The sequence below is a fragment of the Streptomyces sp. NBC_00353 genome (assembly GCF_036108815.1).
Taxonomy (GTDB): domain Bacteria; phylum Actinomycetota; class Actinomycetes; order Streptomycetales; family Streptomycetaceae; genus Streptomyces.
In genome coordinates, this window is record NZ_CP107985.1 from 1,446,597 (window position 1) to 1,467,375 (window position 20,779).

The following is a 20,779-nucleotide window of genomic DNA, read 5'->3' on the forward strand; positions in this document are numbered from 1 at the left end:
CGTCCTCCAACCACGGGCGCCGATGCGTGTTGTTGCCGGCGCGTGCCTCTGTCCGTGGCTGCGGGTGGAGGGTGCACGGGTGTGGTGTCGCGGTCGGCCGGCAGGTGTTGTCCGGCCTTGGTTCCGGGCGCAGAGGCCGGGTAGCAGAAGGCCTCAGACTGCGACGGAGAGCAGGTCCACCACGAAGACGAGTGTCGAGCCCGCCGGGATCAACGGCGAGGGCGACTGGTTGCCGTAGCCGAGGCGCGGGGGAACGATGATCTCGCGCCGGCCGCCAACCTTCATCCCTCTGACCCCGCGGTCCCAGCCCTTGATGACCTTGCCACCGCCCACGGCGAACTTGAACGTCCGGCCCCGGTCCCAGGAGGTGTCGAATTCCTTTCCGGACTCGAAGGTGACCCCGACGTAGTGAACCTGGACAACCCTGCCCGGCTTCGCCTCAAGCCCGTCCCCGACGACGAGGTCACGGATTGTCAGCTCGGTGGGAGCGTCACCCTCCGGAAGGTCGATCTCGGGCTTCGTCAGTTCACTCATTGCAGCCTCATTCGCTCGCCGCCGGAAGCCCTCATACAGACCAGCCGGGCGCATGGTCACTCTATGCAGTAGATCATCATCCTGCCGTGAACGCTCATCTCCTGGAGTGCATCAAGCCCAACGGAGCACGATGCTCAGCGTGACTGGGCGTGCTACGTCATCGCTACGCTGCGCCCGTACTCGATGATGGCGAGGCCATGCTCCCCGCGTCCGCGGGTATGGCCCCTGGGCGTCGCCTGGTGGCGCGTGGCCCGCTGCGCGGAAGGTCCTTCAGCCTGCGCTGACAACGGTCGTGGACTCGGTCCGGGAAGCGCCCGCAGCCCGGACACGCCGCCCGGGCCGCGCGGCCTCTCGTCACCACCTCGACCGTGCCGAACGTAACCGCCTCGACGTCCACATCGTCGATCCCCTCGAACACCAGCGACTCCCAGAACGGTGCGCCGGGCTGCATGACCAGCACCATCACCGCTCACAACCGGCCGCAGCAGAGACCAGAGGGAGCGTCACTTCCGAACGTCAACGGACAAGGCGTACGCCGCCTCACACGAGCCAGTCCCTCGCAATCGAACGTCGGGGTAACGCTCCGCAACGGCTCCCCAAGATCTGTGCCAGAACCGAGATTTGGGAACGCTTGTCTCGTGTGTCGGCGTGAGTCGATGGCCGACGGAGGTTGCCATGCCTGTGATCGCTAGGTGGGCGTCGTCTCTCAGCGTCGGGCCGCCGGTGGGGTGACAGCACCGTTCAGGCAGCGGTCGAGGAGTGCGTGCATGCGGGGTACGGGGAGGGCCGGGTTGGCCGCAGCGCCCTCGGCGGTGCGGGGGCCGGCGAGGAGGGCCTCCAGGGCTTCCGGTGACAGATTCGGGTTGGCGGCCGCTGCTCGGCGCACCGACGCGTCGGGGTCCTCCACCGGAGGGTCGAGCAGGGCGGGATCGGCTGCGGCCAGGGCCCGTACCTCGGGATCCGGGTGGGCGATGAGGTGGGTCCGGCCGGTACGGGGGAGCGCGGGCAGGTTCAGCAGGTGCGGACGGTGGACCGGGCGGTTGACGAAGACGTCCAGGAGGAGGTGCGGCGGAGCCAGCGGATGGTGGCAGGCCAGCCGGATCCTCACCTCCTCGTCGTCGTCCTGCGCGAGCGTCCCGACGAGTTCCGTCGGCAGGCCCGGCCAACTCGCCGCAACCCGGCGGAGCACCGGTTCCTCGGACACCGCACAGGCGACGAACCAGTCGGGCGACGGCCCGGCGGCCGACTCGGTGGTCGGCCCGGTGGCCGGCCCGGTGGCCGGCTCGGTGGCCGGGCAGGTGCAGTCCGGACCGTGCCCGATGACCCCCTGGATCGCTCCGTACTCGGCCCAGGTACGAGTGAAGGGGTGGAGGCGTGCACACATCCGCACCTCCTCGTCCGGGTCCTCCCTCAGCTCCGCCACCAGGTCCGGTCCCAGGTCGGGCCGGACGGCGACCATCGCACGAACCTCCGCCTCAGGGTGGCGGGCGAGCCGGGCGACGGCATCGGCCGGGGTGTGCCGGTTCCTGGTCAAGGGGTACACCCTGCCGTCCTCGAAGCACTGCTCGACGAGCGCGGGGGACAGAGCACACGTGCCGAACACGAAGGACCTGCCGCGCGGGCCGATGGACCGCAGCCTGGCCTCCACCGCTTCCGGGTCCAACTCCCAGCTGCTCTCCCGCGCCGCTTCCCGCACCGCAGCGTCGGGGTCGTCGAGCAGGGCCTCCCGCTGTGCGGCGGTGAGCGACTGCCACCTCCAGGTGGCACGTACGCGGAGCCCGGGGTGTTCGTGCCCGGCCATGACGCTGAGGAAGGACAGCGGGATCTGCCGGGAGGAATCGAGTTCCGCCACGATCTCGTGTTCGGTGACCTTGCCGTCCTCGCCCCCGTCCTGGGCGGTCAGGAGGGTCACGAGGATGTCGTCCGGCAGCGGTCGGACCCGTCGGGGGTAAGAACGGGAGCCGCCGGCGAGCCGTGCGCGGACGATCCCCGACGGGTCCGTCGCCAAGGGGGCGAGGCGTGAGGGGTCGACGTGCTGGTTGACGGCGAGCGCGCGGCGGATCTCCCCGAGCGGATGGCGGAGGGCTGTGTCGATGACGGCGTCAGGCAGGTCACGACCCGCGCACATCAGCAGGCCGGCCTCACCGGCCGCTCGATCCACCAGGCGTATCAGTACGTCGGAGGGCGCCGCCGGATTGAAGGCGATGCCGCGCAGCCACAGTTCATGCAGAGAGTCGGACACCGCGTCATCCTGCCACCTCGCCTCCTGAACCGGGCCGCCCGACGGCTACCTCGTAGGCGCTTACCGGCGACTCCGTCCGCAGGGCTTCGGCCACGTGGCGAGGGCCTTGCTCATCGTGCGCACGCTGACCGTGCACGGCACACCGCCGGGCTCCGCATCCACCCCCGCCGGCGGATGCATGACATCCCTGGCAAGTCAAGCAACCGGGCGTTGCTGAAACTCGGCTACATCGTCTTCGGCGCCCACGGGGTGTTCTCGCTCTTGGGCAACAAACGCTCTCGCCACTGACCGACAAAGCCACACCTTCGTGCCTCGCAGAGGCAGTGCCAGCACCACCGGCCGCCCCAGCCACTCGTTGCGCCCCGCGGGGGGCCTGGCAGCCGACTTGTTGTGACGCCTTCGAGGCAGGCGTCACAACAAGTCGGGTGCACTCTCCTGGGCGGGATCCTTGGATGCCGGGTGATCCGGACCGCCGGCCGGGCCAGCGGCACGCAGCGCCGCTTCGACCCGGCGGTTGCTGGTCATGGATGCCGTGACGGCCGTCATCGCCAGGAGGAGGCCGGCGGCGGCGTAGAGCGGGGTGCGGATGTCATAGGTGGTGGCCAGCCAGCCGCCGAGGAAGGCTCCGATGGGGGCGGCGCACATGGCCAGCATGCGGGAGGTGGAGGCGACCCGGCCCATCAGGTGGGCGGGGACGATCACCTGTCGGAGGGAGGGCGCGAGCACCATCGTGGCGCCCATGCCGGCCCCGCAGACGGCGAGCGCCAGCCCGGCGACGTACGGGTTCGGGGCAGCGGCCAGGCCCAGGATGGCAAGCCCTTCGACGGCGGCTGTGCAGGTCAGTGCGGTGCCGGTGCCGAGTCGTCGGCCAAGGTAGGAGGCGATGCCTGCACCGAGCAGGCCGCCGGTGGCCTCCGCTGTGAGGAGCAGGCCGAAGCCGTAGGTGTCGATGCCCAGGCGGTCGTGCGCGAAGAGGGCGAGGACGGTCTCCACAGCGAGGAAGGCGACGTTCCCGACCGCCGGGCGGAGCGCCAGCCCGAGCAGCACCCGGTCCCGGAAGACGTACGAGGCCCCGGCCCGCGCTTGCTGAAGCAGCGTCTCGCGGACCTCCGGCACGGGCCGGGGCATGGCGGGCAGCGTACGGACGAGCAGCGCGGAGAACAGGAACGACACCGCGTCGGCGAGCAGCGGAACCGCCCGCCCGAGCGCGAGCAGCGCACTGCCCGCAGGCGGCCCCGCGAAACCGGACATGGCGGTCTGGGCGCCGCGCAGGCGGGAGTTGGCACGCTCCAGGAGCGCGGGGTCGCGGCGGAGCAGATCCGGCAGGTAGGCCGTGGCGGCCGTATCGAAGAACAGCCCGCCGAGGCCGAGCAGGAAGGCGACGGCCGCGAGCAGCGGAATGCTCAGCACGTCGAGCGCGGCCGCTGCCGCTGGTATCGCGAGCAGCACCGCACGCGCCGCGTCCGCGACCCACATCGTGCGCCGACGCTCCCAGCGATCCACCAGCGCACCGCCGAGCACCCCGAAGAGCAGCCACGGCAGCGTCCCGGCGGCCGTGACGACGGCGAGCGCCATCGGATCCCGCGTCAACGTCAACGCGAGCAGCGGCAGCGCGGCATGCGACACCCCGTCACCGAGCGAGGACACCGTCTGCGCAGTCCACAGCCGTCCGAACCCGGTCGGCAACTTCCGAACACCTGAGGTCACTTGGCGCCCCCCTCGGCCTGCTCGCGCGGTGCCGGGTGGAACAGTGCGAAGACGAGTGACGCGTCCGGCAGCGACGGATCGGACAGCTCCCGGTACTCGTCCGCCAGTGCCTGCAGCCGCGCCCCCAGCTCCGCGAACTGCTCCTCGGTGAGCCGCAGATGCGCCATCCGCACGTGCCGCTCGCCGTCCGCCGGCGACGCCTCCAGGTCCGCCACCGCATGGCGCATCAGCACATCCGGCCCTCCTTCGCCCGGATCCGGCAGCGCGATCGCCCGCGCGGCCATCGCGTAGTACCGCTCGGTGACCCCCCGCACCTTCCGTGTCCGTACCACCTTCACCAGGCCGGCCCGCTCCAGCAGCCGTACGTGATAGCTGGAACTCCCCTTCGCAAGGCCCACCCGCTCGGCGATCTGCGTAATCGTCGCCGGCTCGAATCGGAGCACGGCCATGATCCGGTGGCGCGTGAGATTGGAGACGGCGCGCAGCTGCTCGTCAGTGGTGACGTGAAACGTCTCGGGAAGATCGTCGGTAGGCATGGGAGCAATGGTCAACGTTTCTTGACCATTGCGCAAGGGGATTTCGCACGGACTTCCAGAATCTGCTGTCCGGCGCGCGAGACCATTCGTCAAAGCCCCCCACCCCGCCGCCGATCCGGGGAACTGTCAAAAAACCTTCGTTCCCTGAAGATCTCTCCCGATGGATCGCCCAGCCCCCTCGGAGCCTTCAAAAAGCCCTTCAAAAACCTCGGGCCATCGAAGCCTGGCGCGCCGACTCCGGCCGTCGTCGCAGCTAGATGACCGAGGCCCTGGAGCCCGAACTGACCAAGGCCGCCCCGGACCGGCCTGTCTGGCGACGACGGCGGGACGTCCCCAGCGGATGCCCCTCTCTCTGCGGATACGGACACGTTCGCGTCGCTGGGCGGGCAGGACGTCGGGGTGCCAGGCCAGTCCGATCTCGTTGAAGCAGTGGATGGCGTCACGCACCGTGTCCTCGTCGGCCTTGACGAGCCGCGCGATGCGCCGATCGGACGTGTCGTCACATCCAACCGACACAGGGTCAAGCAACACCAACCCGTTGATCGTTTTGTGGGTGGGAGGCCCACGGGGTGTGTCCGTTGGGTAGCCGATAGCCTGCCTCTCGTGGGTATGGGTGAGGGTGCAGGGCGCGTCGGTGGAGATGTCGATGGCCGTGGTTGGGCTGCGACACGTGCCTGGGTCGAGAAGGGACTGCTCGAGTCGGAGCGCGTCGAAGATGTCGCGCGGTTGCGTGGTGGGTGGACGTCGGAGATGCGCCGGTTGGACATCTCCGGGCCAGGCGGCCGGCGCTCTGTGGTCCTGCGGTCCTTCGTCAAACCATTCTTCGTGCAGCACGCGGAGGGTCTGCTGACGCGGGAGGCGCGGGTACTGCGTCAGCTCGGCGACACGGATGTTCCCGCCGCCACGCTCATCGACGTGGACACGGCGGCGGAGTACTGCGACTACCCATCCTTGCTGATGTCCCTACTGCCAGGGTCCGTTCGTCTGACCGACCAGGAAACCGATCGGCGTGTCGACCTGTTGGCTCGCCAACTGCTGCGTATCCACCGGGTGCAGGTCACTGCCGAAACCCGGCCGCGCACCTATCAGGCGTGGACTACGCCTGAGCGGGTAAGTCCGCCCGGAGCCACCGAGCGGCCCGAGCTGTGGCAGCGAGCCGTGGACGTCATTCGACGTGAGCCGCCCGACTACCTGCCCTGCTTCCTGCACCGGGACTTCCACCCCGGCAACATCCTCTTCGAAGGCACCGGCGGCGACCTGCGGATCAGCGGCATCGTCGACTGGGTGGAGACCTCCTGGGGTCCGGCCGACCTGGATGTGGCCCACTGCTCGACCGCGCTGGCTCTGCTGCACGGTGTCCCTGCGGGCATGAGCCTGGCCGACCGATACGTCGCAGCGGGAGGGGCCTTGGCCGGAGATCAGGCCGCACATCTGTACTGGCGGTTGCTGGACGCCTTGGCATTCGCTCCGGACGCTGAGAAGGTTGCCGTCCCCTGGCGTGAACTGGGCCGTGCTGATCTCACCCCGACCGTGCTGACGAACAGGCTGGAGAACTACATCCAGGCCCTCTTCGACCGATACGCGTAGTCCAGTTCGGCCCCGGCCGGCCGGAACCGCAGGTCAATGGGCCCATCACGCTGCGAGATGCAGTGGGGGCCGGTCAGGGCGTCCGGACGTCCGGGTGCGCCTCGCGCCAGGCGGCCATCGCGCGATCCCAGTCGTCGCCGGCCAGCGTGGTCAGCGAGGCGGGGAACAGCCCGTCCTCCTCCTTGGCGATGTGATGGTGCAGTTCGTCCACGGCATCGAGGAACCTTTGGCGGTCGTCCCTGTCGCCGAGATCTACCGTGTCCAGAAACCGGTCCAGTTCGCCGTGTTCGCGCTCCAGGTCCTCGATGTACCGCGTGTACTCGTCGTCCTGGCGCATCACCGCGAAGAGTCCATTTCCCTCGCCCCTCCAGTGCGCCCGCAGCACTGTGGCCATGTCTCGCAGCAGCCCCTGGGCGGCGGCGATGTCACCCCGTTTCAGGGCCCGTACGGCGCCCCCCGCCAGATCGGTCGCGCTCTCGTGCTCGGCGATGTAGTCCTCGATGAGGGAAATCTCGCGGCAACCGCAGTAATGGCACACCTCGGAACCTCCAGGATCGGACATCGCCCCCGCCGCCAACCACGGCAAGGCAGCGCAGCATGACGGCCACCCGGAAGGCGTCATGCGACGACGATAGGCGCGCACGTGCCCGACCGCCCGAGGCGAGCGTCCGGACGTGTGGACACACTCCTTGGCGTCCCTCTCCGCTGATGTCCGGCCCCGGCACAGCGTTCATGCGGCACGTCCACAATCCCGCCGTTCCGGGAGGGCCAGGGTGTGACAGGACCTCTGACGCTCGCGCTCACAGCAACACTCCACGGTCTTGCCGGTGGAGATGAGCAGGTCGAGGCGGTCCGCTCGACGGACTCGCCGAGCGTTGTGCAGCGCAGGACGGTATGCAACATGTCGTCGGTGATGGTCGGGGGCCGGCCGCGGTGCTCGCGGCCCAGGAGTCGTCCCGGGCCGGCGCGCGTGCGCCGGCCCGGGGCGGACGGATGTCAGGTCAGCAGGCGCCGAGGTCCTGCCAGACTCCCCATTCGCCCGTGGTGCCGGGCGTCTCGTTCTGCGTCCACCACTTGGCCTTCCACGTGTGGCCCCCGTACGAGACGGTGTTACCGGCCGTGTAGACGGCGCTGCTGCTCCACGCGGCCGCGGTGCAGCTGCCGCTCGGAGGGGGCGTGGTCGGAGGGGTGGTCGTGGGCGGGGTGACGCCGGCGAACTTCACCGAGTACTTCGCGAAGTCCCAGTCCGACTGGGCCACGCTGCTGCATGTGCCGGAGGTCTGGCCGTTGTTGTCGGGCGGGGAGCACTGGCGGTCGCGGTTGAGGGACCAGAAGGTGAAGCGGTCCATGTGGTGACTGGTGGCGTAGTCCAGCACGGTCTGGAAGTCGGCCTGCCTGAAGTACTCCCCGGTGTCGCTGCGGCCGTTCATGCCGGAGAAGCCTTCGTGCGCGTACGCAGTCGCCGCGTCCCAGCCGAAGGTGGACTGCAGGATGGAGTTGAAGTTCGTCAGGGCGCTCGTCTGTGCGGCCGCCCCGTTGAACCCGCCGTCGAAGGGCATGATGGAGAAGTTGTTCGGCGTGAAGCCCTGCGACTTGGCCTCGTTGAGCATTTGCTTGCCGAACCAGCCGGTGCCGTCGGCGGTTCCCGCGGTGGTGACCGAGACGTAGAGGCCCGGGTTGTTCTGTTGGAGGATCTTGGCAGCGCCGATCTCGTGGGCGACGGCGGCCGTGTTCTCGTACTCCGGCTCCTCCAGGTCGAAGTCGATGGCCTTCAGTTGGTACTTGGTGATGACCTGTTGGTAGGCGGCCGCGGTGGACGCCGCGTCGGAGCACGTCTGGCCGAGCTTGGTACCCCCGTACCCGCCGATGGAGACCGACACGTCACCGCCCTTGGCGCGGATCGCGTTGATGACGGATGCCACGGCGGTGTCCGACGAGACCGGCGATGTACCGTCCCAAGTCGGGCTGCAGCCACCCCCGTTGGGGGCGAGGATGAACGCGAGCTGGAACGCCTTGAGACCGGTGGCGTCCATGATGGCGCCCGCGTCCGGCGGGTTGTTGTCGTGCGGCATCAGATAGGGCGCGGCGGCGTACCACCGGTTACTGAGCGCGGTGGCGTCGGCCGACGCACCCGAAGCCTGCTGCGCGGCGAAGGCAGCGAGTCCTGCGGTGGCCAGCGCGGCGGTGGCGGCACCACAGAGCAGAGCGCGAAGACGCTTCATGGGGACTCCTGTTGGGAGAAGGTGCCGCCAGAATCGAGGGTTGACGCAGGCACGTCAATGAGTTGGCCTAGACCATTGCGGTTTCTTGAAGATTGACGCACCGGGGAGGCGGGCGCCAAGAGTGCGGCCGGCAGAGCGGCGGGCGTGGCCATGGTGCTCCAGCCGGTCGAGTTCGCGCAGACTCGCCGACGAGCGGTGAACACACCCCACCTCGCCGCATCGTCCGCGCCGGAGCCCGCTTCGAACGCGGACACCTCGTCAAATGCCCCAAGGCTTGCGCAGCCTGGCCCGAGATGAGTGGGAGACCCGTCCCATCGACACCCGCAGCTTTCCTCGTTGACGTGGGGGGGACGCCCGCTCCGGCGACCACGGCTCACGCCCGGCCCGGACGGCCGGAGTCGGGGAATCCTTGACACTCCGGAGTGGCAGGAGGAGCATCCTCACGTCGCTGACAACGTTGTCGGAGCGGCGCCGTTCCGGAGTGGTCACGGCGCCCCGCTCCCACCGCGTTGACCGTCCGTCACACATGAAGGGCAGGAACGGTGTCAGACACGCGCAAACGTCGGACGCACACCGGGCTCCGAGCTATCAGCTCCGTCGCGGTGACCGCCATGGCCACGCTGGGTATGGCTGCCACAGCCGCCCCCGCCTCGGCGGCTTCCCCGCACGGCACCGCCAAGGATCCGGTGTCGTACGTCAACCCGCTGATCGGCACGTCCAACGCGGGCAACACCTATCCGGGCGCCGTGCAGCCGTTCGGCATGCTGGCCTGGAGTCCACAGAACTCGAAGGGCAAGCAGGTATCGACACCCGCTCCCGGCGGCTACCAGTACGACGCAACGAAGGTACGCGGCTTCAGCCTCACCCATCTCAACGGCGTCGGATGCTCCGGTGCGAACGGTGACATCCCGATCATGCCGTACGTGGGTGACGTCGACTCCTCGCCCACCACGGACGTCTCCGATGCGAAATATGCCAGCGCCTTCTCGCACACCGACGAGACAGCCTCACCCGGCTACTACAAAGTCGGCCTGGCCAGTGGCGCGTCCGCGGCGCTCACCACGACCGCCCGGACCGGCTCAGGGCAGTTCGGCTTCCCGGCGGACAAGCCCGCCAGCATGCTCTTCCGCACCTCCAACTCGGAGACCGGCAGCACGGGCGCCACCGTGAAGATCAACACGGCCGACCGGACCGTGACGGGCTCCGTCACCGCAGGCAACTTCTGCGGTCCGCAGAGCGCGAACAACCGCAAGGACCTGTACACGCTGTACTTCACCGCCCACTTCGACAAGGCGTTCGCGAAGGTCGGCACCTGGACGGACGGTACGGTCGAGCCCGGCTCCACCTCGGCCTCCGGCGGTACGGGGTACAGCTCGTCCGGGAAGGCCGTGGAGGGCAAGGGCTCCGGCGCGTACATCACCTTCGCCGACGGAACCACCAAGGTCCAGGCCAAGGTAGCCATCTCCTATGTCAGCCCACAGAACGCCGAGGCCAACCTCCGCACGGAGAACGGGCCCCACAAGAGCTTCGACTCCGTCAGGACGCAGGCCGCCAAGGTCTGGAACAGCACCCTGAAGTCGGTCGAGGTGGGAGGCGGCACCGACGCCCAGCGCTCCACCTTCTACACCGCGCTCTACCACTCCATGCTGGAACCCACCCTGACCAGCGACGTGGACGGCCGCTATCTCGGCGCCGACCGCAAGCCGCACCGGCTCGCCAAGGGGCAGAAGGCGCAGTACGGCACCTTCTCCGGATGGGACCAGTACCGCGCGCAGGTGCAGCTGATGACGCTGCTCAACCCGAGGGCAGGCAGCGACTACGCGCAGTCCCTCTACAACTATGCGAGTCAGCGCGGCGGCGAGTGGGACCGCTGGCTGCTGGAGAACGGCAAGACGAGCGTGATGTCGGGAGACCCTTCGGACGCGGCTCTCGCCGGCATCTATGCCTTCGGCGGTCATGACTTCGACGTCGAGGGCGCGTTGAAGTCGCTGGTCGAGGCAGCGACCGTGCCGACGGCGAACGACTCGGACAGTTCGGGCTGCAACGTCGAGTGTGTGGGTCAGCGGCCCGCGCTCGACAAGTATCTGGAGCTCGGGTACGTACCGGCGGACAACTGCCACTGCTGGGGAGGCGCAGCGGAGACGCTGGAGGACGCGGCGGCCGACTACGGCCTGTCCGAGCTGTCCCGGCAGACCGGGAAGACCGCCGACGCGAAGAAGTTCCTGGACCGCTCGGGGAACTGGACGAACGTCTTCGACGCCAACGCCACTCCGCAGGGCGGTTACATCCGCGACCGCAAGGCCGACGGCACCTGGGTGGGCACCTTCACGCCGGGCACCGGCAGCGGCTTCGTCGAGGGGTCCAGCGCGCGGTACACCTGGATGGTGTACTCGGACGTGGCGGGCCTCGCCAGTGCGATGGGCGGCAACGACCAGGCGCTGAAGCGGCTCGATGCCTTCTTCCGTACACCGGACGGGAAGTTCGACTTCTCGGCGCAGGACGCCACGCGTTACGACGCGACCAACGAGCCGGACATCAACGCCCCTTATCTGTATAACTACTTGGGAGCGCCGTACAAGACACAGGAGACGGTCCGCGCGGAAATGGACCAGCTGTGGACCGACACCCCGGGCGGCATCCCCGGTAACGACGACGCGGGAACCATGTCGTCCTGGTACGTCTTCTCGGCGCTGGGCATGTACCCGCAGAACCCGAGCCGTGCCGATCTGATCCTCTCCGCTCCGCTGTTCCCGCACGCAGTGGTGCACACCGGGCACGGGAAGACGATCACGATCAACGCACCTGCCGCGTCGGCGGAGAACAAGTACATCCACGGCCTGAAGGTCGATGGCAGGACGTCCGACAAGCCGTGGGTACCCGCCTCGCTCGTCACCCATGGCGGCACGCTCGACTACGCCCTCGGCGCGACCGCGGACACCTCCTGGGGAAGCGCGGCGGCCGACGCCCCGCCGTCCTTCCCCGGCGGCGGCGTGAAGTACTTCACCGGCGCCACGCCTGCGCAACTGAAGGTCGAGCCCGGATCGGGCAGCGCGGAGACGACCGTCAAGGTACAGACCCTGGAGACAAAGGCCACCGACGTCCACTGGACGGCGAAGCCGCCGGCCGGTGTCACCGTCACGCCCACGGAGGGCGACTTCACGGTCCCGGCACACGGTTCGGCGAGCGCGAAGCTCACCGTATCGGCCGCGGCAGACACGGCCGAGGGTCACTACACGGTCCCGGTGACGCTGAGGTCCTCCGCCGGCAACGAGCTCCCGAAGACGTCGGCCGCGGTGACCGTCGCCGAGAAGAACAGCATGCTGTGGAACCGCAACAGCACCGGCGTCTCCACCGACGACGACAATCCGCAGGCCAACTTCGATGGTGAGGGCTGGAGTTACTCGGCCAAGGCACTCGCGGCGGCGGGCGTGACACCCGGCGGGACGGTCTCGTCCGGCGGCTTCGACTTCGGCTGGCCCAAGGTGGGCGCGGGCGACCCCGACAACATCGAGGTCGCGGGAGCCGGCCCGCAGGTACTGAACGTCCCGTCGGAGCCGGAGGACACGAAGCTCAGCCTGCTGGGCAGCGCGGCCGAGGGCTCGGCCAGCGGCCGGGTGACGCTGACGTACACCGACGGCACCACGCAGCAGGCGGAGATCGGGTTCAGCGACTGGACGCTGGGGGGTGGCACGCAGAATCCGTCGTTCGGCAACACGGTCGCGGTCCACACCACGTACCGCGATGTGCAGGGCGGCGGTAAGGACCCGGTGGGTACCGAGATCTTCGCCACCGCCCCGATCACGCTCCAGTCGGGTAAGGAGCTGGCGAGCGTGACCCTGCCGTCCACCACGGACGGCGGCGTGATCCACATCTTCGCGGTGGACACCGCCTGACACGGGTGATCGGAACGGGCCGTCACGGCAGGGACACCGTCCTTGCCGTGACGGCCCGTTCGCCGTTCGGCAACCGGTCTGCCTGTGAAGGTGCAGTCCGTGAAGGGCGCAATGCGGTCGTCTTGCCCCTGAGATCAGACGCCGGTGCTTCCGTCGATTCGCTCGCGGATGAAGTCGGCGTGCCCGTTGTGCCGGGCGTATTCGGCGGTCATGTGCGTGTAGATCCACCGCAGGCTCACCTCGCCCCCCATGAACGGGCTGGTGTCTTCCAGTCGCCGAGTGGCGCAGTTGGCACGGGCGCGGGCGATCTCGTCCTGCCAGGTGGCCCGGGCCGTCTCGAAAGAGATGTTGTCGGAGAGGCCGAATCCGTCGTCGCGGCCGTCAGTGTCGGCCTGCGGACTGTGGATGGCCGGTACGTCCTCGCCCGTCAGCACGCGGCGGAACCAGTTCCGTTCGACTTCGGCCATGTGCTGGACGAGCCCCAGCAGGGTCAGCGGCGAAGGAGGCACGGAGGCGGTCCGTAGCTGGTCCTCGGTGAGGCCGTCGCACTTCATGGCCAAGGTGGTCCGGTAGAAGTCGAGCCAGCTCTCCACATTCGTACGCTCGTCGGCGTTCAGGGGCGGCATCGGCCGTTCAGTGGTCGTCATGATCGCAGATCATGTCAGCGGGGTCTGACACGCCTACCCACCCGCTGCCGCAAGAGCTCGGCGCTGCCAGGTAATGCAACTCATCCGCCGAATCGAGATGCTCAGGAACACCGACGTTCCTCCACGAACCTGCGCGGAGCGGCACTGGTACGCGGACGGCATGGGGCGGCCGAGGTCTGCGAGCGCAGTGTTTCCGCGCGCAGGGCATCAGTGGACGAACCGGACCACGGGACGCAGTCGTGAGGTGAGGTCGGCCAGCATCTGTTCGGCCTGTGGCAGTACGCGGGGACCGAGGGAGGCGGTGCCGACGGCGACGGCCACTCCGGTCCAGGCCAGTGGGCCCAGCGGCGTGCACCCGAAGAAGTGGCTGACGACAGGTGTCTGGACGAGGGCGATGAGCACAGCGGCGGTGCCGAGGACCGTGGCCAGGACCAACGGGCTGTGGCGGCGTCCGACGACGGTCTGCGTGAGTTGGGCGCCGACCACACCGCACAGGGCCATCGTGCTGGTGCGTCGTGCCGTGCCGGGGGTGAGGGTACCGATGAGCCACGCGGTGGCCGCGCCGATACCGGTGATCAGGCCACGTTGGCGGATCTGACGTGTCAGCGGTTGCCCGAGGACGGCGACGCCCACGGGTACGGTATCGGCTGCGGTGGGCTCACCGGCGGGTTCCGGGTCGTGGGGGGTGACCGCGACCGCCATCGCCGGGAACATGTCGGTGAGCAGGTTGACCAGCAACAGCTGACGTGTCGACAGCGGCGACGTGCCGGACAGCAGTGTGCCCAGTACGGAGAAGCCGACCTCGCCGGCGTTCCCGCCGAGCAGGATGCTGATCGCGTCGGCCACGCTGCGCCAAAGGGCTCGTCCTTCGCCGATGGCGTCGATGAGGACCGACAGTTCGTCGTTGGTGATCACGAGGTCTGCGGCGTTGCGTGCGGCTGCCGATCCACGTGCGGCGATACCGACCCCGACATCGGCGGCGCGGATTGCGGCGGCGTCGTTGGCGCCGTCCCCCACCATGCCCACGACGCAACCCGCCTCCCGGAGTGCCTCGACGACCTGGAGCTTCTGCTCGGGTGCGACGCGGGCCACTACGCCGCAGTCCCGGAGCAGGCGGCCCCGTCCCGCCCGGTCCAGTGAAGCCAACTCGTTGCCGGTGACGACCGTGACATCCGCGGGCCAGCCCAGAGCGATGGCCACGGAGCGGGCGGTCTGCGGGTGGTCGCCGGTGAGCATGACGGGGCGCACGCCGACCTCTCCGAGACCGGCCACGAGCGGGGCGGAGCTGGGGCGGGGGGTGTCGGCCAGTGCCACGAACCCGATGAGATCCAGCAGTTCGAGGGGCTTGTCCAGCGCCTCCCTCGCCTCGTCGTCCGTCGCGAGACGGCGCTGGGCGACGGCCAGGAGCCGCAGGCCCTGGCCGGCGAGGGAGAGAGCCTCTTCGACGGCTGCCGTATCCGTATCCGGGCAGCAGGGCAGCACAACTTCCGGCGCGCCCTTGACGACCAGCAAGTTCGAACCGTCCGCGTCTCTTCCGGTGGCGGCGGCATATCCCCGGCTCGCCTCGAAGGGCTGGGCCTTTACGGTGGTCCACCCTGTCTCGGGCGGGGCCGCCACCAGGACCGCCTCGTCGGTGGCATGCGCGTGGGCGCCCGGCTGCTCGGCGACGCGGGGGCAGGCCCGGGCGGCAATGCGGAGGATCTGTTTCGACTCAGGGGTGTCGGCCGGCTGCTCGGCGCCTGTGCCGGTGATCAGGCGGACGACCCGCAACCGGTTCTCGGTGAGGGTCCCGGTCTTGTCGAAGCACATGGTGTCCACGCGTCCGAGTGCCTCCAGGCTGCGTGGTGTGCGTACCAGGACGCCAAGCTTGCTCAGCCGCCGTGCCGCGGCCATCTGCGCCACGGTCGCGACCAGAGGCATTCCCTCGGGCACGGCGGCCACTGCGACTGCCAGTCCACCCTGGAGGGCTGTGCGCACCGGGCGGCCGCGCAGCAGGGACAGGCCGGCCACCGCGGCGCCGCCGGCGAGGGTGAGGGGCAGCACCCGGCGGGTCAGCCGGTGCAGTCGTGCCTGAACCCCCGCCGAGGTGGGGACCCGGGCGGCGAGGGACGCCGCGCGGCCGGCTTCGGTCTGGTCGCCCGTGGCCACCACCACCGCCCGGGCGTGGCCGGCCACCACCGTGGTGCCTTCGAACACCATGCATCTGCGGTCGGCGACGGGCGCCTGTGGTACGGCGGCCACTTGTTTGCGGGTGGGCAGTGACTCGCCCGTCAGCGAGGACTCGTCCACCTCGAAGCCACTGACCTCCAGCAGCCGCGCGTCGGCCGGCACCACATCGTTGGTGCGCAGCTCGATCACGTCGCCGGGCGCCAGCCGCGAGGCCTCGACGACGGATGCTTCCTCTGCTGACGGGTGAGCGAGTCGCCGGGCGTTTTGCCGCTGCCCGGTCACGAGTGCGGACAGTGCACGCTCCGCGCGCAATCGCTGGACCCCGCCGACCAAGGCGTTCACCGCCACGGCGGCGATGACCAGGAACGCGTCCACCGCGGAGCCCAGCAGTGCCTGCGCGGTGGCACCGACCACCAGGACCGGGGTGAACGGGTCGTCCAGTTCGGCCCACACGGCGCCGGCCAGACGTGCGCTCACCCGTGCGGGCGCGAGGGCCGGGTGCGTGGCAGCGGCGCCCGCGAGGTCGCCGGCCCGGGTCCGTACCACCGTCACGGCGGTGGGCGCGGCACGCGAGGCCTTCGCCAGCCGGGCCATGACCTGCTCGGGCTGCAGCGCGTGCCAGGGCACTCGCGGAGTGGGGTGGGGAGTCGTACCGGCGGCTACACCGAGTGCGGCGCACCAACCCATGACCAGGGCCGCGGCAGCGGCGATATTGACGGGGCTGAGCCGCACTTCGAGGGGGAAGGGAACCCGCTGCGACCGAGCCCCCTGCGTGAGTACCAGGAGCTCGGAGAGCGTGGCACCCGCCTCGGCGCAGAACTTGGCACGCCGGCTGACCGCCCGCGCTGCGGGTACGGCTGACAGCAGCCGCCATACACCCTCGAGTCCGCGCAGAGGCAGAAGGTCGGCGCCCCAGACGACAGCGCTGCGCTCGTCGGTGACGGCGACGGCGATGTCACTGCGGAGCAGTCCAGCGAGCACGTCGTGGGCGGCGGAAGTCAGCTCCCGTTCGGCTGCCGCCCGGTCGTGCGGGACGCGCGCCACCGTGAGAACCGTTCGGCCCTCGTTCTGCAGGGCAGCCACCACCTCGGCCAACGGGATCTCGGCAGAGGCGAGTTGGTCGGCCAGGGTCCCGAACTCGCCCAGCGAGCAGTCGTCCACCACCACGACGTGCAGACCGGCTCGGCGCGCTGCGTCCAGCGCGGCTTCGGCCATGGGGTCGACCTCCCAGCCGACCAGAACGGTGCCGACGTCCCTGCCGCGCACCGACGCGACCATCAGTCCCGCGTCCAGCGCCGTCTCATCAGGCACCGGGCGAAGACCGATGCACGGTACCTCGGACGGCGTTGTCGCGTCCTCGGGCGCGCTCACGGCCGCGGTGGCTTCCTGCCACAACCGGTGGTGATCCCAGCCGGCCATGCTGGGGTGGACTTCGAGCACGGTGCGTCGAGTGCTGCGCAGTGCTGCGGGATGCAGGACCACGGTGTCCACGAGCTCCAGTTGGCGCAGCCGCTCGGGGTCGCGGACCAGCACGTCCTCGCGTGCCAGGGCACTGCCGAGAGCCGCGGTGAAGGCCGCCGGTCCGTAACGTGCGGCCTTGGGGGAACCGGCCAGTACGGTCTCGGCCGCCTCGTCGATGCTGCGGGTGAACAGGAGCTTGGTGGCGGCGCCGCCCAGCATCCCGTTGACCGCAGCAGCGGCATATTCCTCACCCGGGCTCGGACGCAGCGGCGGACGTACGACGTCGGTGTCGGCCACAGTCAGCCGATCCGGGGCGCACAGCGTGTCGTGTACGGCGTCGAACGTCGCGAGCTGAGCCAGGGATTCCACCAACTGGGCACTCCGCAGTGCCGCGTCGAGCAGCAGCGGACTCGGCGACTGCCCGATCCCGCAGACGGCCGCATGGGCCGCGGCCAGCACCAGATCGGATGCGTCCGGGCCCAGTGCACGACTCAGCACCGCGCGTACCCGCGAGTCCTCACGCAGCACGACGACCGCGGCCACCATGGCCTCCGGGGCGCGCTTCAGAAAGGCTGCCCGTCCCGCGAGTGCTACGCCGATGCCCGCCGCGTCGCACGCCAGGGCGACCGCGTTGGCGCGCACGCTCCCAGCGGCACCCGGGTGCACGTGTTCCAGCACCTGATCGCCGACGTGCACAAGCCCGTGTTCGGCGGCCAGTTCGGACACCGTGTCCGCCACCTGCTCGCTGACCGCGTCCTCGGTCGTCTGCACGACCAGCCGCCCCAGGCCGCCGTCCCAGTAGGCGATCAGCACGTCAGGGTGCTCGGCCAGCTCGACAGCCACTTTTCTGGCAGCGGCCTCGAGCCGTTCCACGGTTCGAACGGGCGCGTCCGGGTGGTGCTGCAGTGCGAGGTGCATCCGTGAACCGGCGCGCCAGTATCCGACCTGAGGAGTGATCGCGTTGCGGGCGGCCCTGCCGACCCGCAGCGCGGTCGCCGACACCGCCGCCGCCCCGTCCACCGCGCCGCGCGCACCGGCATTCACGAGATCAGCGGCCATCCGCGCCGCATCTGCGGTCGGCGTGGCGATCCGACGGGTGGCCTGGACCGGCACAGCCAAGGCGCTCTGGAGGGCCACGGCGGGCAGCCCGGTCAGCAAGCGGAGCAGCATGTCTCACCTTCGCGGGCTTGCCGCACGGAGCCGGGAGCAGAACGGTCCGTGACAGGCGCCGGGCGCGGAACGGTCGTAACAGCGGATGGGAGGCGGCCTCAGGACTTCTTCCGCCCACCGGCCTTGGCGCGCGAGGTGCCCGAGGCGCTCGTGGCGGCGCGCTTGGACGAGCGGGCCTTCGCCGTCCCGGAGGCGGTCGACGCCTTGGCCGGGCGGGTCTTCGCCGTTCCCGACGCGGTCGATGCTTTGGCCGGGCGGGTCTTGGCCTTTCCGGAAGTGGCCGATGCCTTTTTGGCCGGGCGGGTCTTCGCCGCTCTCGTGGTGGTCTGCGCCTTGGCCGACCGGGCGGCCTGCTTCACCTGCGAACCTTCCGCCCGGGCCTCGCCGGCGGCCTGGGCCCCCGCGGTTTCCGTCGGACGCGGCTGCGTGAGCCACACCACTGCGGCGCCCGTCACGGCCACCGGCCACTCGACCACACCGGCTACACCGAGCAGCCCGGCACCGGTGTATGCCGCGACACGCCGAGCATGCGGCGAGACGATCCCGACGGAGTCCAGAACACCGTCGACGATCCCCTTCACCCGGTCCGCGCCGGGGACCCTGTCCATTGCTGTCATCACCCGCTGCATGGGGTGCGCCAGTGCCTCCTGGACGGGATGCTGCACCTTCGTGTCCCCTGAGCCAGACACATGGGATCTGTCAGTCATGGTCGCTCTCTCTCCGTCGGGCAGGTGAGACGGACGGCCCGCGGCCGTGACGTCTCTCACCTTTCAGCAACCTTGACAAGATCACGCAACTACGGCAAGCCTGGACATATCCACTTACCGCCAAGTGAGGTAACAGGCGGTGGACGCCTCAACACCAAGGGCCCGGCCCTCCCGGCTGCGACAAGTCCGGGAAGACCAGCCGCCCGGTCCCGCCGACGCGTCTCCACGGATCGCCGACCGACACCCCCGCGTGTCCTGGCCGCGAGGAGTTGAGGACATGAGCGCCCGTCCCGGCCCAGGGCCGCCCTGCGCCCGTCGACTGACCCGCGTCACGCTGCGCCCCGCCTGATCGACCGAGCTGTTCGGCATGTGCAGTGGCAGCCCAACGTGTTCCGCAGGTGCCAGAACCCCCTACCTCCAGTGGAGGCCCGTTTCATGCGCATCGAACTGACCTGGCCGCGCTCTGGCGCCCAAGACCGGACCCTGACCCTCGCGCTCCCCCACCTTCCCGCCACCGGTCTGCTCCGCCCAGCTCTGCGGTACACGAGCCGGCTGTGCACTCCTGTTGCTCTCCGGCGCGCCGCCGCCTGCGCGGAGCCCCTCATCGGAGCCGCAGCCCAGGCCGCCGGTGCGGACGCACTGACCCGGGCCGCCCTGCCGTACGCCATCCGATTCACCCGGCAAGCACTCCACAGCGGCACACCCGCCGCCATCCCGAGCCAGACAGCGCGAGCCATCCCCTCCGGATCACACTCGCCGACTCCCCCACCGCCTGCGCGCTGAACGACGGACCAGGAATTCAGCCCCCGGCGCAAGGGCGCAATCGTCAACGCACCGTGACCTCACGTGGAGCCTCTTCGTTCAACTGCAGGTGACGACCGTGGCGAAACCGTCGGACGGACGCGGTCACCGGTATGTGTGGTGAGCAGTCTCCGTATCGGAAACCCCGCTGCCCAAACCGGGCTGACACCCACGACGGAACACCGACCGAACGAATGTTCCATGAATGAGTGACGCGGGTGAACCTGTCACTCGTGCGGAGGGGTCGGACTGCCGCAGCCTCCTCGTCGATGTTCCCTGGTATCAGGCATCACGGGAGGACTCAACATGACGCCCATCAGCGGCGGTGCACGACAGCGGACGGTACGCCGCGCCGTGTGTACAGCCCTGCTGATCGCGTTGATGACGTTGTTGCACGGAGTGTTCACCCCAGCCGCCGCACCTGTCTTCAAGGTCGGCCTCGATCACAGCAGCCGTACGCTTCACGAAAGTCAGACGGTCAGCGCCGCTGTCATCGACTCAGCGTCATCAGAGCTGTCCTGCCCACCGGCTCCCAGCCGTCACAGCGACGACCACAGGTGGCGGTCCGGAACAACCTCGTTCGGCAAGCCACGCCACATCCCATCTGCAGCTACCGCGGTGGCGACCGACCCCACGTTCGGCGCAGAGCCCACAGCACCTGGACGCCGTGCCTGCGCACCGGCGCCTGTGGGCAGAGCCGGCTCGGCTGATTCTCCAACAGGTCTCGTGCTGCGCTGCTGATCGGCTCCGGCCGCACATCTCTCGTACACGTCGTGCTCTGCCGCGAGCGGCACGCGAGGTGCGGCCTGCCGTCGTCAACACCTACGTCACGTGACCTCGCAGGAGAACCCGTCATGCCCGCAGATGTCTTCGCGGCCGTGAGCGCACTGGTGCGCGCCGAAGCGGCTCGCCAGCCCGCCCAGCCCTCCGCGGCGCCGTTGTCGCCGGACAGTTCACATGCACTCACGGCCTCGGAACGAGAACAGAATTCCTGTGCCCCGAGCCCGACCACTCCACAACCGAATCCCGCGTCCGCTCCGCCTCGGGCCGGCCTGCTGTCCGACCTGCAGCGTCGGCTCCTGGCATTGCTCCACTGACGCCAG

The 20,779-nt window shown here is 69.6% G+C and carries 11 protein-coding genes; 2 read left to right on the top strand and 9 right to left on the bottom strand.

Going from position 1 to position 20,779, the window contains the following annotated elements; all coding sequences use genetic code 11:
* Positions 1-153 precede the first annotated feature (153 nt).
* From OHA88_RS07025 to OHA88_RS07040, 4 genes are all read right to left on the bottom strand, one after another.
* Positions 154-534 carry an FKBP-type peptidyl-prolyl cis-trans isomerase gene (locus OHA88_RS07025; RefSeq protein ID WP_328624697.1) on the bottom strand — a complete coding sequence of 127 codons (381 nt, stop codon included), beginning with the start codon at positions 532-534 and terminating at the stop codon, positions 154-156.
* A gap of 706 nt (positions 535-1,240) precedes the next feature.
* Positions 1,241-2,776: a hypothetical protein gene (locus OHA88_RS07030; RefSeq protein ID WP_328624698.1), complete on the bottom strand. Its 1,536-nt coding sequence runs from the start codon at positions 2,774-2,776 to the stop codon at positions 1,241-1,243.
* Positions 2,777-3,187: 411 nt separating this feature from the next.
* A complete protein-coding gene (locus tag OHA88_RS07035) occupies positions 3,188-4,462 on the bottom strand; it encodes an MFS transporter (RefSeq protein ID WP_328624699.1) in 1,275 nt (424 codons plus the stop codon).
* Positions 4,463-4,479: 17 nt separating this feature from the next.
* Positions 4,480-5,019, bottom strand: coding sequence for an ArsR/SmtB family transcription factor (locus OHA88_RS07040; RefSeq protein ID WP_328624700.1), 540 nt, complete (start codon positions 5,017-5,019; stop codon positions 4,480-4,482).
* Positions 5,020-5,628: 609 nt separating this feature from the next.
* Between OHA88_RS07040 and OHA88_RS07045 the strand changes: the two genes are divergently transcribed.
* Complete coding sequence (locus tag OHA88_RS07045; protein ID WP_328629612.1) at positions 5,629-6,606, top strand: phosphotransferase family protein; 978 nt, start codon at positions 5,629-5,631, stop codon at positions 6,604-6,606.
* A gap of 73 nt (positions 6,607-6,679) precedes the next feature.
* Here OHA88_RS07045 and OHA88_RS07050 read toward each other — a convergent pair whose 3' ends face one another.
* Together OHA88_RS07050 and OHA88_RS07055 are read right to left on the bottom strand one after the other, a co-directional pair.
* Positions 6,680-7,168 carry a hemerythrin domain-containing protein gene (locus OHA88_RS07050; RefSeq protein ID WP_328624701.1) on the bottom strand — a complete coding sequence of 163 codons (489 nt, stop codon included), beginning with the start codon at positions 7,166-7,168 and terminating at the stop codon, positions 6,680-6,682.
* A gap of 439 nt (positions 7,169-7,607) precedes the next feature.
* Complete coding sequence (locus OHA88_RS07055) at positions 7,608-8,828, bottom strand: chitinase (protein ID WP_328624702.1); 1,221 nt, start codon at positions 8,826-8,828, stop codon at positions 7,608-7,610.
* Positions 8,829-9,439: 611 nt separating this feature from the next.
* Here OHA88_RS07055 and OHA88_RS07060 point away from each other — a divergent pair.
* Positions 9,440-12,721, top strand: a complete 3,282-nt coding sequence (locus OHA88_RS07060; protein WP_443044187.1) for a GH92 family glycosyl hydrolase — start codon at positions 9,440-9,442, stop codon at positions 12,719-12,721.
* A gap of 134 nt (positions 12,722-12,855) precedes the next feature.
* Here OHA88_RS07060 and OHA88_RS07065 read toward each other — a convergent pair whose 3' ends face one another.
* The 3 genes from OHA88_RS07065 to OHA88_RS07075 form a co-directional block, all read right to left on the bottom strand.
* Positions 12,856-13,368, bottom strand: a complete 513-nt coding sequence (locus OHA88_RS07065) for a DinB family protein (protein ID WP_328624704.1) — start codon at positions 13,366-13,368, stop codon at positions 12,856-12,858.
* Between the two features lie 207 nt (positions 13,369-13,575).
* Positions 13,576-18,168, bottom strand: coding sequence for a cation-translocating P-type ATPase (locus OHA88_RS07070; RefSeq protein WP_328624705.1), 4,593 nt, complete (start codon positions 18,166-18,168; stop codon positions 13,576-13,578).
* Positions 18,169-18,266: 98 nt separating this feature from the next.
* Positions 18,267-18,875, bottom strand: coding sequence for a hypothetical protein (locus tag OHA88_RS07075; RefSeq protein ID WP_328624706.1), 609 nt, complete (start codon positions 18,873-18,875; stop codon positions 18,267-18,269).
* Between the last annotated feature and the right edge of the window lie 1,904 nt (positions 18,876-20,779).

What these genes read in the sequence shown, in the direction of transcription:
- OHA88_RS07025 (WP_328624697.1), bottom strand. Translation starts at nt 534, where the DNA reads ATGAGTGAACTGACGAAGCCCGAGATCGACCTTCCGGAGGGTGACGCT.
- OHA88_RS07040 (WP_328624700.1), bottom strand. Translation starts at nt 5,019, where the DNA reads ATGCCTACCGACGATCTTCCCGAGACGTTTCACGTCACCACTGACGAG.
- OHA88_RS07045 (WP_328629612.1), top strand. Translation starts at nt 5,629, where the DNA reads ATGGGTGAGGGTGCAGGGCGCGTCGGTGGAGATGTCGATGGCCGTGGT.
- OHA88_RS07050 (WP_328624701.1), bottom strand. Translation starts at nt 7,168, where the DNA reads ATGTCCGATCCTGGAGGTTCCGAGGTGTGCCATTACTGCGGTTGCCGC.
- OHA88_RS07055 (WP_328624702.1), bottom strand. Translation starts at nt 8,828, where the DNA reads ATGAAGCGTCTTCGCGCTCTGCTCTGTGGTGCCGCCACCGCCGCGCTG.
- OHA88_RS07060 (WP_443044187.1), top strand. Translation starts at nt 9,440, where the DNA reads ATGGCCACGCTGGGTATGGCTGCCACAGCCGCCCCCGCCTCGGCGGCT.
- OHA88_RS07065 (WP_328624704.1), bottom strand. Translation starts at nt 13,368, where the DNA reads ATGACGACCACTGAACGGCCGATGCCGCCCCTGAACGCCGACGAGCGT.
- OHA88_RS07070 (WP_328624705.1), bottom strand. Translation starts at nt 18,168, where the DNA reads ATGCTGCTCCGCTTGCTGACCGGGCTGCCCGCCGTGGCCCTCCAGAGC.
- OHA88_RS07075 (WP_328624706.1), bottom strand. Translation starts at nt 18,875, where the DNA reads ATGACTGACAGATCCCATGTGTCTGGCTCAGGGGACACGAAGGTGCAG.